The sequence below is a fragment of the Shewanella sp. 1311 genome, from assembly GCF_059338235.1.
The window spans coordinates 2465180-2478959 of record NZ_CM181686.1; the positions used below are offsets into that span (position 1 = coordinate 2465180).

Consider the following 13780-nt stretch of genomic DNA (forward strand, 5'->3'; position numbering starts at 1 on the left):
TGTATTTCTGCACGCCCTGATTCTGGATATTCCAATGTCGTATTTTTTAAGGATATTAACCATGAATCAGTCTTTACTTGCTCCTTTTGGTACCGCTATCGAACGCGTTGAAGCGGGTCTTAATGCCCTGCGTCAAGGCCAAGGTGTGTTAGTTGTCGATGACGAAGATAGAGAAAACGAAGGCGATTTAATTTTCGCTGCCGAGACGTTGACGAACGCCCAAATGGCCATGCTCATCCGCGAATGTAGCGGTATTGTTTGCCTGTGTTTACCCGATGAAAAAATCAAAGCCCTCGAACTGCCTGCTATGGTCGAGCACAACTCGAGCCAATACGGCACGGCATTTACTGTGAGCATTGAAGCAACTGTCGGTGTAACGACTGGGGTTTCTGCCGCTGACCGCGTGACCACCATTAAAGCCGCGATTGCCGACAACGCTAGGCCAAGCGATCTCGCTCGCCCAGGCCATGTGTATCCACTTCGCGCCCAACCGGGCGGCGTATTAACCCGCCGCGGCCACACCGAAGGCACGATCGATTTAGTGCAACTCGCTGGCTTAAAACCTGCTGGTGTATTGTGTGAAGTCACCAATCCCGACGGCACTATGGCGCGTTTACCCGAAATTATCGCCTTCGGCGCACTGCACAATATGCCTGTACTGACGATTGAAGACATAGTGGTCTACCGTAAATCGCTACTGGCGAAGGTCGGTTAAGTCAGACTTCAATGGCCTAAACTTAGGTCATTAATTTAAGACGAAGGGACGTTTCGCTGCGGCAAACGTCCTTTTTATTGGGCTTTATTTGCAGTCCAACATCGCTTATCCCACCGGTTATACCATTCCCTGAATCACTGCCCATAAGGGCAATAAATAAAGCCATTCTTTCGAATGACGAAATACTGTCTCACATCACAGACAAATGAAATGTTTGTTTGATAGGCAAAAAATACACTAATAAAAATAGTTGCTTAGCTCGATATATAACAATCTGCTTAATTTCGTGACCTAGATTAGATATCCATAAACTAAAGGTCGCCGTGACTGGCCGCCTATGTTAAATATTCTCACCCTGTGCCTAGTTCCATTTTCAACTCAAGTTCAACGTGATGACGTTGAATTTCTTTTTTAGCTAGGCGAACGAGTGGAGTGATCTTTAATGCCGTCAGCGCTACACCACCTCAGTTTGAAGCAAAAGCTCATTCTGTTTTCGCTTGTCCCCTTGTTGATGATGAGTTTTTTTATTCTGACTCGCATGCATGGCTTAATAAATGAATCACACTCGGCCAAGCACAACCATCTTGCGGTGCAGACGACGGTACAAATCACTGAATTACTGTATCAGTTGCAGAACGAATATGGCCTTAGCACCAATCAACTGCCCGCCGATAACGCGCTAGTCGCGCAACAACAGGCGACCTCCAACGCATTCAATACGTTACTTAACAGCGAACCTTTAGCCCACCTCAGTGAGGCGCTCGATCCTAAGAGTATTGAAGCAAGTCAGATGAACGCATTATTAGATGCCATCACACTCACGGGCCATAGACTCGCCAACGCACGCCAAACCCTTGCGAGCGAAACACAAAGCCCGTTTACTGACCTCTATAGTCAACTGCACACTCAGCTATTACAGCTCATTCAACAATTGCAGTTACAAACCAACGAAATCAGCCAATCCCGCGCCTATACCGATTTATTAAACCTGCTAATGGTGCAGGAACTCGCCGTAAAAGAACGTAGCGCGATCAATCATTTGCTGCTCAGCGACTCTCTCAATCTGAATGATTACCGCACCATAGGCTCCTTCATGTATGAATATGGCCGAGCAGTGATGCACGCGAGCAATGCAGCGATTTCCGATAGAAAATCGTTACTGCAAAACCTACAAGATTCGCCAGAGAATCAACGTATTCTGCAGATAAGCCAACAAATTGAGCAGCAAACCCGCATTAGCGCACTGGCACAGAATATTAATGCCAACTTAGGTTACGGTGGCTTAATGGGGAGTTTTCAGGACTATCTGCTGAAGGGCGATAACGTTTCACTGCAAAAATTTAATAGCGCGCTGGCGACGATTCACCTCAACTTAGATGAACTCAATCACGAGACCCGCTTTCTCCCCAAATTTAAGCCGGCGCTGAAAACCATTGAGGACAGCATAGATCAATACCAATTCAGCATGGCCAAGCTGCTGCAATTGAAGCAGCAAGGCTTGCCGATGGCGGAGATCAACGCCATCGCGCAAGTCCCAGCCAGTGAGGACAAGTTAAGCCAAGCGATGACACAGTTGCTAATGCCGCCACATCCGATTGACAGCCAAAAATGGTGGGCGCTCACCACCCAGCGTATTGAACAACTGCATCAACTCGCCAAAGACATCACCCAAACCATGGCGCAACAGAGCGAGTATCAACAAAACCAAGCCCTGACCTTCCTCGGCCTGTACTTGTTATCAGCCCTGTTCACCGCAACCGTTACACTCTGGCTCGGACAGAAGATCATTCGCAACTTTATGGATAAAATCACTAAGATTGCCAATGACATGCAGCAAATGGCGGAAGATCCCAAGCTCAATATCAATATCCGCGTCTCAGGTACTGATGAACTCGCTCGCATGGCCCGCGCCATGAACCGGATGATCAGCGAACGGCAGAAGGCGAACCATGCGCTCACCCGCGCCGCTGCGGTATTTGACTATTCTGCCGAGGGCATAATGGTGACTGATGCCGATAACCATATCGAACTGGTCAATCCGGCTTTCTGCAATATTACTGGCTATACATTGGAAGAGGTGAAAGGCCGCAGCCCATCCATCCTCAGTTCTAGCCGCCATTCGCAGCACTTTTACACCACCATGTGGGAGTCGCTGCAAACAGAAGGAAAATGGGAGGGCGAGGTTTGGAATAAGCGCAGAAATGGCCAAGTGTATCCCGAGTATCTAGCCATTACTGTGGTGCGAAATGAGCAAGGACAAATAATCCAACACATTGGTTTATTTATGGATATCAGTAAGCGTAAGCAATATGAGCAAGATCTTTGGTATCAAGCCAACTTCGATGCGTTAACGGGACTGCCTAATCGTAAGTTGTTTAATGAGCGCCTGCAGCACGAAATCCATGTGGCGCAGCATGACTCACGCAAACTGGCGATTCTGCTGATAGATTTAGACCAATTCAAATACATCAACGATGTGCAAGGCCATGCCACGGGCGACCTATTACTTAAAGATGTGGCCAAACGCTTAGAAGGCATTGCGGGTAAAACCGACTTTATCGCCCGCATTGGTGGCGATGAGTTTGTACTTATTTTGCCGCGACTGACAAACGAACTCGCCATCGAACACATGGCAACGCGTATTATCGAAACCTTAGGCATGCCATTTGACTTAAATGACCGCGAGATCCAGATTTCAGCCAGCTTTGGTATCGGCGTCTATCCCGAAGATGGTTTGGATACCAGCTCACTCACCCGCAATACCGAAACCGCCATGTATCAAGCTAAAGATGCGGGACGGAACAACTTCAAATACTTTACCGCGGGCATGAATGAAGCCATGTTCGCTCGGATGGAGTTAGAGCAACGCCTGCGCCGCGCCGTGGCACAAAATGAATTTGCCCTGCATTATCAACCCATAGTGGATATGCAAACTGGAGTCGTCTGCAGCGTCGAAGCCCTTATCCGCTGGCAAGACCCCGACTTTGGCCTGATCCCACCGGATCAATTTATCCCGCTTGCCGAAGAAACCGGACTGATAGAACCTCTGGGCGAATGGGTGCTAAACCAAGCCATGCATGATCTCAGGCAGTGGCAGAAAAGTGGCTTAAAAATTAATGTCGCGATTAATGTTTCCGGTCGCCAATGTATCAACACCCGCGGCATGGGATTCGACCAAGTGCTGCAGGAATGCTTTAACCGCCACCATGTGAACCCGCGCAATGTGCATATTGAGATCACAGAAAGCATGCTGATGGGCGATGCCAGCCACTGCTTGAGCACGCTCGAATCTATTCGCCATTTAGGCTCGCAAATCTATATCGATGACTTTGGCACAGGTTATTCTTCCCTGAGTTATTTGAAAAAATTCCCGATTTCAGTGATTAAAATCGATCGTAGCTTTGTGGAAAATGCCCTCGAAAGTAACGCTAATGCTAACTTAGTCAAAGCCATCGTCATGATGGGGCAAAGTCTCGAAATGGAATTAGTAGCCGAAGGCATAGAAACAGAGGCTCAATGGCACTTCCTGCGGGATCTAGGTTGCCACTTCGCCCAAGGATATTTGATCTCTAAACCACTGCCCTTCGACGAGATCACCCCCTTGCTGCACATCAAGCACACAGCACTGCTCAACCACGATTACCAAGATAGATGCGTGAATATCTAAGATGCTGAAAGCTAGCAACTAATAGCAAAAAGAATTGAAGAATAAATAGCAAAAAAGCAGCCTAGGCTGCTTTTTTGTGGCGAATAAAACGCGCTTAAGCCTGTGGTTGGCCTTGACCGTTCATTATGCTTTCGCCGCCCTTAGAGGCTAACTTAGCTAAATCTTTATCAATAAAGAACAGCGCCTTACCATCTTCACCCACTAAACGTATCTTATCGACAATCGACTTGAACAGCTTTTCTTCTTCGTGCTGCTCGGCCACATACCATTGCAGGAAGTTGAAGGTTGAGTAGTCTTGATTCGAAAAGGCAGCATGGGCCAAGGCATTGATCTGACTGGTGATCAACTGCTCATGCTCATAGGTAAGTTCGAACAAAGCCAGTAAAGAACTAAACTGTGACTGCGGCGCTTCGATAGCCCCTAACAAAGGTAAGCCACCGGTTTCACTCACGTAAGTGAACAGACGACGCATATGGCCCATCTCTTCGTCCGCGTGCTCACGCATAAACTTAGCTGCACCTTCAAATCCCTGATCTTCACACCATGCGCTCATTTGCAGGTATAAATTTGAGGAGAAGAACTCCATATTAATTTGTTCATTCAACTTTTCGATCATAGTGGCTGACAGCATAGTAAATCCTCTTTTGCATTCGAACTGAATCATGGGGCACATTGTCATCAAGGGGGTCGACAAAAGCAACAAAATTTACCTTTAGATTTTTAGCTAAGTTAATGATTCATTGATAAAAATGATTTTCATTTGTCCAGCGACTCGCGTTCAGCCTTCGACTTAGCTGCGCAAATTGCGTTACTTATTGCTAGGTTATCATCCAAAGTGGCAGGAAAAACTGACTGGCCTATCACAGAAACTCACATGCAAATCATAGCCATCGCCGATCACCGTGGCATAATAGCCAATCATAGTCAGGTGGAAATTCATTCAGCGTCATCACGACCCATTGCATATAAGGCAGACCCTCATGTCCGTAAAAGCCGATCCTTGTTCGCAACCTAGCTTAATGCATCCAGATCAAGCTATTCCCCTTTTGCTCGAACAAGTTAGCCCTGTGTCAGACACCGAAGTCGTATTGCTTCCCCATGCCCTTGGCCGCGTCCTTGCGGAAGATCTCGCTTCCTGCATCGACCTGCCACCCTTCGACAACTCTTCAATGGACGGTTACGCCTTCCGTTTTGTCGACTTGAATACGCAAACCAATCACACCTCATTGCGCCTTATCGGCACTTCGTTCGCCGGCCATGGTTTTGAAGGTGAAGCCAAACCTAATACTTGCATACGGATCATGACGGGCGCGCCCGTGCCTGCGGGTTATGACACAGTACAAATGCAGGAAGAAGCCGAAGTTGAAGGTGAGATTATTCATATTCGCCATCCTAAGGCGCAAGGTGCCAATGTGCGTTGTCGTGGCGAAGAGCTGACCCAAGGCACTAAAGTACTTACTGCTGGTATTCAAATTGGCGCCGCCGAGCTCGGCGTATTAGCCACTATTGGTATCAGCCAAGTGCGAGTCTATCGTCAACTTAAGGTGGCGTTTTTCTCCACGGGTGACGAACTGCGTCCTGTTGGCAGCGAACTCGCGCCAGGGCAAATTTACGATTCAAACCGTTACTCGATTCAAGGTTTACTCAGCCGCGCTAATGTTGAATGGCTCGATTTAGGCGTAATAGCCGATGATCCTGAAGCCATACGTCAGGCATTTCGCCAAGCCGCCAGCCAAGCAGATATGGTGCTAACTTCGGGCGGCGTGTCGGTCGGCGAAGCGGATTTCACGAAACAAATTCTCGATGAAGAAGGCAAAATCACCTTCTGGAAACTCGCCATCAAACCAGGCAAGCCCTTCGCCATGGGAAAAATTGGCAAGGCGGTATTCTGTGGTTTACCGGGGAATCCCGTGTCTTCTATGGTGACGTTTTACAAACTCGTTTGGCCAATACTGAACAAGATGCAAGGTTTAACCCCAGTCGAGCCATTGATGTTAGACGCCACTCTCACCACGCCGGTACGTAAACAACCGGGCCGCGTCGAATATCAACGGGGCATTTTAAGCCGTAATGCACAGGGCAAACTCGAGGTAGCCATTACTGGTAGCCAAGGTTCTGGCATGTTGACTTCAATGAGCCTAGCGAACTGTTTCGTTTTATTGGAACAATTCCAAGGGGATACACCCGCTGGCACCCAAGTGACGGTCGAGCCCTTTAACAGCGTGCTCTGCTAGGAAAATCTCAATGAATGTGCCTGACGATATTCTCAGCGACAGCGAACTCTTAAGATACAGCCGTCAGATCTCCATCAAAGCCATGGATATAGACGGCCAAGAACACCTAAAACAAGCGAAAGTGTTAATGATAGGTGCAGGCGGATTAGGCTGCGCCGCCAGCCAATACCTCACAGTTGCAGGGATTGGCGAGCTGACCTTGGTCGATTTTGATCACGTTGAACTCTCTAACCTGCAGCGCCAAGTGCTGCATCAAGATGCCAATGTCGGCCAGCCAAAAGTCGAATCGGCCAAACAGAGCCTGAGTCAGCTCAATCCCTTTATTAAGATCAATATTATCAATGCCGTATTAGATGATCATGAGATCGACGCCCTTGTCGCCGATCACAGTCTAGTGCTCGACTGCACCGATAATGTCAGTGTGCGCGAACAACTCAACCTCAGCTGTTTTAAGCATAAAGTGCCCTTAGTGTCCGCGGCGGCAATTCGGATGGAAGGCATGGTCACTGTGTTCGATTATCACAGCGAAACACCTTGTTATCATTGCTTTAGCGCCCTATTTGGCGAGCAACAACTCAGCTGTGTCGAGTCGGGCATCCTAGCCCCTGTGGTCGGCATGATAGGTTGCTTGCAGGCGGTTGAAGCCATCAAGGTCATTACTGGTATGGGTAAAACCTTAGCGGGCCGCATTTTGATGATCGATGCGATGACGATGGAGTTTCGTGAGATGAAACTACCGAAACACGCCAACTGCAGTGTCTGTGGTACTCAGGCTTAAGATATTCTCGCTTGAAAAACGGCTTTACTTGCCTTAACTTAGCCCGACGCTGGTGAGGCTGAACGACCAGTTAACATAAGGAAATCACAAGGAAAACATATGGATTCGGAAAACAGTGTATTTGATCGCATGACCACAGACGATCCCATCGTTGGCGCAGGTATGTACAACCTCGTTATCGGCCTCACGCTGATTTGGGGTTTTGCGGTTAACTATTGGATGGTCACCAATATCGATCCAGAAGCGATTGCCAGCGTGAATCCTTGGATTTTCTTTATTGGCTATTTTGCCTCCTGTTTTTTTGGGATTTATCTGTTTCAAAAATCGAGCAATCCCGTCGTCAGCTTTATTGGCTACAACTTTGTAGTCGTCCCCTTCGGCTTAATTATCAATATGGTAGTCAGTCAATACGACCCTGAGTTAGTGACGGAAGCTATTCGCATCACAGGCCTAGTGACCATTGCCATGATGTGTTTAGGTACACTCTTCCCCGCCTTTTTCCAAAAAATTTCCGGCGCACTCACGATTGCTTTGGTGCTCGTCATCGTCGTCGAACTGATTGAAGTGTTTATCTTTAATACCCACCACGGGATTTTAGATTGGATCGTCGTGCTGATTTTCTGCGGATATATAGGTTACGACTGGGGACGGGCGAATCAAATTCCGAAAACCATAGATAATGCCATCGATAGCGCAGCCGCTTTGTATATGGATATCATCAACTTATTCCTACGCATTCTGCGGATTCTAGGGCGTAAATAAGTCACCAAGGAGTATCTATGAAAATCCTATTACCGCTTGCTGCAGCTTTACTGCTGGCAACTGTAGCACTCGTGGGTTGCGGCGAAGCTGAAAAGCCTGCTGCGCAAGTTAAAATTGCTAATCCCGCCTCTGAGTATTGCATCTCCCAGGGTGGTAGCTTGGCAATAGAGAAAACCGCCGAAGGTGAGCATGGCATCTGTACCTTGCCAAACGGTGAAGCCATGGAAGAGTGGGCGTTATTCCGCCGTGATCATCAGGAAGAAAAGCCGCAGTAACAGTGGTTATTTTTACCTTTAATCAAAACAGGCGCCATTGGCGCCTGTTTTGTTATTAAGTAAACTGAAAATCTTAACGGGCTAAGTGTTCAGCGCGCCAGATTTTGCGCTTAGCGGCCGACTGAAAGCTCCACGCTAAGACCCGCGTAATTTTATTGCCTTGCTGCATTTCAATCGTCTTCACTGTATCGACGTTCAACTGTGCTAAGGCTTGATAACAAGGTTTCAGGTTTTCTTGCTTCGACACTAGGCTAGTGAACCACAGGCATTGGTCTGCAAACATCTGACTCTCACGGATCATGGTCGCCAAGAACTGTCGCTCTCCACCTTGGCACCAAAGCTCTGCCGCTTGGCCGCCGAAATTCAGCTTAGGTGCAGCCTTTACTGAGCTCCCCCGATTAAGCTGTAGATTATTCACCTTACGCCTTGTACCTTCGCTCGCCTCGGCCATAGAGGCATGAAATGGAGGATTACACAGGGTTAACTCAAAACGTTCTTCGGCTTGAATAACTCCCTTGAAGACCGCCTTGTCATCTGGCTGTAATCTTAAGCTTATCCGCCCTTGCAGCACTGGGTTTTGCTCGATAATACTCTGCACATTGGTGAGTGAATGGGCATTGATATCCGAGGCAACATATTGCCAGCCGTACACTTGGCAGCCCAATATGGGATAAATGCCGTTCGCGCCTGTGCCAATATCCAGCACCCTCGCCTTATCCATGGCACATGACTTATCGCCTTCGGCTAACAGATCTGCCACGTAATGCACATAATCGACGCGACCGGGGATCGGAGGACATAACGCTCCTTCAGGAATATCCCAAGAACCAATTCCATAGTGATGTTTGAGTAACGCCGCATTAAGGGTTTTGACTGCCAAGGGGTCGGCAAAATCTATCGATAGCGCGCCATAGGGCGTGGGCCGCACAAAGGTTTTTAGCTGAGGGAATGCAGCGTATAGCGCCGGAAAATCATAGCCATTCAAGTGGGCGTTACGCGGATGCAGGGCTTTTTTGATTTCAGCTCTGGGTTTGTCTTTGCTTGGCTTTGCTCTGCCTTTACCTTCAGGTTTAGCCTGCTTGGGTGCTTTAACTTTTTGGCGGATGTTAACTGCACGGGTTGCGGTTTTCGCAGTCGCTGATGGAACGGATTTCACGGCAGGTTTTGACATAGCAGCTCTTGTAACGCAATGGGCCGAAATAAGTCAGCCCATAGAATAATACAATGAATTAATCGTACAGATAAGAGGTAAAGAGTAAGTTTACAATCAAGGCCTTGCCCGCTTCTTTGGTGAGCAGATTATTGACCATATCGAAGCACTCACGACGGATTTCTTCACGGCCAGTGAGTGACTTAATCTTTTCTTCTGATTGATTACCCAATACTTCAACAATCGCGGCGCGTAATAGCGGATCGTGACGCTCAACTGTGACCAAATCATCTGGACTCTTAACCATTAACTCGACGCTGATCTTCACAAACCCTAATTTCTTACGGTTAGAAATGTAGTTAGTGACGATTTCGGGCTCAAAACCATAGTAGGCGTATTCACCCGTAGGTGTTGCCGCGGGTGCCGCTTCTTTTTCATCGGCCGCATAAACACTGAAAACACTGGTAAACAAGATCAGACAGACTGAGAGTAATTTTTTCATAGCGGCTTACAGCTCCCTAAAACAATAATGGTAATGGAAGAAACTTCCCAATCTATCTGCTCGCGTCGCGACATGTTAAACTGCCGACGTTTGCCTATATTGTAACGAGTATTTAATGAATGTGACTAGCTTAAGCTTCCCCTATGGTGAATCTATTCAGTGGTTTTCAGCCGAACTAGCCGACAAACTCCCAAAATCGCCCTTGAAAGAATGGTTGCTAGCTACAGGCAGCCTAACTCAAAAACTCAAAACTTGCTGCACTCAATTTGAAGTCAAAGTCCTTGGCGAAGGACTGCATGCGCCCTTAGATGGCGAATATCCCCAGCAAGGCTCAGTATGGATCCGCGAAGTGTTACTTTGCCTCGACTCAATCCCTTGGGTGTTTGCCAGAACCTTGATCCCCGAAAAGTTAATGGCCGAGCGCCAAGCGGATTTTTTAGGGCTGGGCACCCGCCCCTTAGGTGAACTACTGTTTAGCCAAGATCATTTTGTCCCTGGCAGAATCGAAGTCGCCAGTTTTGAGACCTGTAGTCGCCTAGCGCATTTAGCCGAAAGTTTAGATCAGAGTGTCGAACATGAACTCTGGGGACGCCGCCGCTATTTTCACCACGGTGAACACGAAATGATTGTCAGTGAAATCTTTCTGCCTGCGGCCGAGCAAGCTATCCGTAAGCTTGAATCCGAGCTTTAGCCAAAGCTGCACTAATGACTGATGACAAATAAAAATGCCTCTAAATTAGAGGCATTTTTGATCTGCTATTACGCGATTCACTTAGCGAATATTTAACTGACGACGCCAAGTCAATAAGCCAAGGAAAGCAAGGCTCAACCAACCTAGACTACCACCGCCAGAACTCTCATTCGCCGGCGGAGTCACCGGAGGTGTGACTGGCGGCGTAACGGGTGCAGTAACAGTCACTGCCAAACTACTAATATCCTTAGTATTTTGCGCATCTGTCACTGTAAGCGTCACAGTATAAGAGCCTGCGCTTGCGTAGGTATGGGTTGGCGAAGCCGCTGTACTTGTGGTGCCATCACCAAAATCCCAAGCGTAGGTTAATGCCCCCATACCACCATTAATATTACTGGTGAAGTTTACAACTAATTGATTGACCGTATTAGTAAAACTGACTTTTAACGGCGCTACAGCATCAGAATTTGCATTTGCATTTGCTAACCGAATCACAGCTGTGCTGTTATTGCCGGCTTGCGATAGTACCTGCATCGTCAAACCTAACTGCTGCAATACCATGCCTGACTGGGGTTGTAGCGGCGCGCTGTAATCAAAACTATCATCAAACAGGCTGACAGCATCGCGATTATTGTCACCTGCATAGAAAGTTTGTTTTACTGTGCTAAAGGCTGCATCGCGGATTTGTACCTCGGTAGAGCGAGTGCCAATCAGGTTTTGGTCAGCATCAATCACGCCAATCAAGCCATGGCCAGCATGCTCTGAAACGTTATTGTCTCTGTAACCCAAATTTTCTAACCAGACTAATACGCCAGGATCAAAGCTTTTTGCTTGCAAACCCGCATCGACACCGTTATGGCTACGCAATTGGATAATATAACGAGACTGGGATTTTGGATCAGGACGTGAGTCCTTAATCCGACTATAACCATAGAACGTCACTTTATCCGCAACTTCGGCGTTATCACTATAGAACTCAGTGGTATTTTGTTTAACGCTGATGTTATCGAGAGTGATACCTGACCCTCCGGTATAGTCATCGGTGACATAATTGATCTCGACCGCAATCGTTTTCCCTGAATAGGCAGATAAATCATACTCTAACGTTACCCAAGCATCATTGCCCTCCGCCTGAGCAATCGCAGACGACTCGCCAGTAATAATATGACGAGCGCTATTTACCCCATTGTTAAACTTAGTGTGATTACCCGCAATAGCCTCACCATCCACTTTCACTTGCATGTAGTCATAGTCACGTTCAATACTCCAACTGGCTTTCATACTCAGGATCAGTTTATCTGTCGTGACTGCGGGCAAAGTAACATTGAAATTCATGCTGTTATTCAGCATATCCCCTTGACCAGAATAATACTGATAACTGCCCTGATAAGGTGCTTTAAAGGGGATTGGCGTTGGAGGAAGTGGAATGGAGATCTGGTTAACCGCCTGATGATTAACCGCCTCATTCAAGGTCACATCCATGCCAGATTTTGGAATACTATCTAAGCTGATTTCACGTTCATTCAACCACTTACCTTTATATCTTTCCTGTAGGTAAGAGCGCGCATAGGGACTAAAACCACTCGGCTGGGCACCAGCGATAGCGCCAGCCCAACTTCCACCAGACATCAAAGACCATAACCCTACAGGCGAGCCGTCTTTATTATCATTTTCAGTGGTATCGTATTCATCTGGCAGACCTAAATCATGGCCAAACTCGTGGGTACACACGCCCGTGGCCGCATCGATAGGCTGAATGGTATAACCGAATACTTTTTTATCCGTACCAGGAAGCGCATAGCCATTGGTTGCTTGGTCGACAAAAAATCGATGCGACCAAATTGCACTCGCACCTAATTTTCCGCCGCCGACCTCTTCGCCTACGCTAGAGTGGAAAATCATCACATGGTCGATAATGCCATCGGGCTCGTTGTAATTACCGTTGTTGTTCAAATCATTTTGGTCTTCAACATCATAGCTAGCCAACTCTGCAGGAGACATATTCGCGACGGCTTGAGATACGGCTTCTTTTACCAATTGTTCGACCTGTGAATCACTACGAGTATCTGGATCATTAGCACCATAGTATTCGGCATTTTGTGAGGCGGTATACCAACCCTTTACATCCCCAGTAAAGGAGAAGGTTTGCCCTGAAACCGCTTGATAATATTGATAAGCCGAATCTAGCGTCTGCCCCTGTGGACCATTAAAGCCAGTCGTCGAAAAGAGTAATGCCTTGTAGTGGGACGCAGGATAACTTGGGTAATACATGGCCGTATCGCCCGCACTTAAGCCATTGTTATCATGTTTTAAATCAGGAAAATCCACTAATATAGAGAGTACTTTAACGGTTTTTTTTACATCCGCATCAACCAGTAAACGCTGTGCGGGTGAGCGCATCATTTGCGATGACTTAGCTCTTTGCAGACGCGCATGTTCGGCTTCAACTTCGATGCGCGGCGCCTTAGGTTGAGCCAAAGTGGCACGATGAATATACGCTTCTATCGCTTCCTGCTTGACGCTATCACTGGCATCGGCGGCCACTTCGCCACGTTTAATCAACCAATATAAAATTCGATCTTTATTAATCACACCCGCATCAGCAGGCGTATGATTCGGAGCCGCAATACTCGCGCCGCTAATCAATGCCAACATCAGTCCAAACGCTGTCACGCCTTTTGCACTTCGCATTTTTAACATCCTTACTGTAACAGCCAACGCCATTCTATTTATTAAGACTAGTGTCTCTTTGTATTAAGACAAATTTGCCTTTATAAGTCATCTACTCAGGGTTTATCCATCTCAAGATAGAGAGACAGAGTTTTTGACATTATCAGCACTGCGTTGAAGTAACAACTTGATACACTGCTTCGCTGGCACGATTTACACTTTTGTCAGCGTTTATTCAGCAAACCTCTATGCTGAGGGCATTCCAGCCAAATCCCTGCCATAAAAAAACCGCATTAACAGCGTTAATGCGGTTTCGTTTTAAGCGAGCGAGATAAA

At 47.3% G+C, this 13780-nt stretch carries 11 protein-coding genes; 7 read left to right on the forward strand and 4 right to left on the reverse strand.

The genetic code is table 11. The annotated features are described in order from the left end of the window. Nucleotides 1–61: 61 nt before the first annotated feature. Together ribB and AC5YB3_RS11110 are read left to right on the forward strand one after the other, a co-directional pair. On the forward strand, nucleotides 62–715 hold the full coding sequence (gene ribB / locus AC5YB3_RS11105) for a 3,4-dihydroxy-2-butanone-4-phosphate synthase (RefSeq protein WP_494527120.1): 654 nt from the start codon (nucleotides 62–64) through the stop codon (nucleotides 713–715). 442 nt (nucleotides 716–1157) lie between these two features. Then, nucleotides 1158–4382 (forward strand): EAL domain-containing protein, encoded by a 3225-nt coding sequence (locus AC5YB3_RS11110; RefSeq protein ID WP_494527121.1) that lies wholly within the window; start codon nucleotides 1158–1160, stop codon nucleotides 4380–4382. A 94-nt stretch (nucleotides 4383–4476) separates the two neighbouring features. Here the strand turns inward: AC5YB3_RS11110 and ftnA are convergent, their stop codons facing one another. Then, nucleotides 4477–5013, reverse strand: a complete 537-nt coding sequence (gene ftnA, locus AC5YB3_RS11115; RefSeq protein ID WP_006083664.1) for a non-heme ferritin — start codon at nucleotides 5011–5013, stop codon at nucleotides 4477–4479. 349 nt (nucleotides 5014–5362) lie between these two features. On the opposite strand from ftnA, the gene moeA reads away from it, so the two are divergent. From moeA to AC5YB3_RS11135, 4 genes are all read left to right on the forward strand, one after another. Next, complete coding sequence (moeA, locus tag AC5YB3_RS11120; protein ID WP_445782964.1) at nucleotides 5363–6616, forward strand: molybdopterin molybdotransferase MoeA; 1254 nt, start codon at nucleotides 5363–5365, stop codon at nucleotides 6614–6616. A gap of 10 nt (nucleotides 6617–6626) precedes the next feature. Then, complete coding sequence (moeB, locus tag AC5YB3_RS11125) at nucleotides 6627–7394, forward strand: molybdopterin-synthase adenylyltransferase MoeB (protein ID WP_006084908.1); 768 nt, start codon at nucleotides 6627–6629, stop codon at nucleotides 7392–7394. A 99-nt stretch (nucleotides 7395–7493) separates the two neighbouring features. Further along, nucleotides 7494–8156, forward strand: coding sequence for a Bax inhibitor-1 family protein (locus tag AC5YB3_RS11130; RefSeq protein ID WP_006084906.1), 663 nt, complete (start codon nucleotides 7494–7496; stop codon nucleotides 8154–8156). A 17-nt stretch (nucleotides 8157–8173) separates the two neighbouring features. Next, complete coding sequence (locus AC5YB3_RS11135; RefSeq protein WP_427614811.1) at nucleotides 8174–8431, forward strand: putative hemolysin; 258 nt, start codon at nucleotides 8174–8176, stop codon at nucleotides 8429–8431. A gap of 73 nt (nucleotides 8432–8504) precedes the next feature. Here the strand turns inward: AC5YB3_RS11135 and rlmF are convergent, their stop codons facing one another. Together rlmF and AC5YB3_RS11145 are read right to left on the reverse strand one after the other, a co-directional pair. Continuing rightward, on the reverse strand, nucleotides 8505–9602 hold the full coding sequence (gene rlmF / locus AC5YB3_RS11140) for a 23S rRNA (adenine(1618)-N(6))-methyltransferase RlmF (protein WP_494527122.1): 1098 nt from the start codon (nucleotides 9600–9602) through the stop codon (nucleotides 8505–8507). A 58-nt stretch (nucleotides 9603–9660) separates the two neighbouring features. Continuing rightward, entirely contained in the window at nucleotides 9661–10083 is a 423-nt protein-coding gene (locus tag AC5YB3_RS11145) for a flagellar basal body-associated protein FliL (protein WP_012586415.1), read from the reverse strand. A 115-nt stretch (nucleotides 10084–10198) separates the two neighbouring features. On the opposite strand from AC5YB3_RS11145, the gene AC5YB3_RS11150 reads away from it, so the two are divergent. Beyond that, the gene (locus AC5YB3_RS11150) at nucleotides 10199–10774 is read left to right on the forward strand and encodes a chorismate--pyruvate lyase family protein (protein WP_107946211.1); all 576 of its coding nucleotides are present in this window, start codon (nucleotides 10199–10201) and stop codon (nucleotides 10772–10774) included. 81 nt (nucleotides 10775–10855) lie between these two features. Here AC5YB3_RS11150 and AC5YB3_RS11155 read toward each other — a convergent pair whose 3' ends face one another. Beyond that, entirely contained in the window at nucleotides 10856–13465 is a 2610-nt protein-coding gene (locus AC5YB3_RS11155) for an immune inhibitor A domain-containing protein (RefSeq protein ID WP_494527123.1), read from the reverse strand. Between the last annotated feature and the right edge of the window lie 315 nt (nucleotides 13466–13780).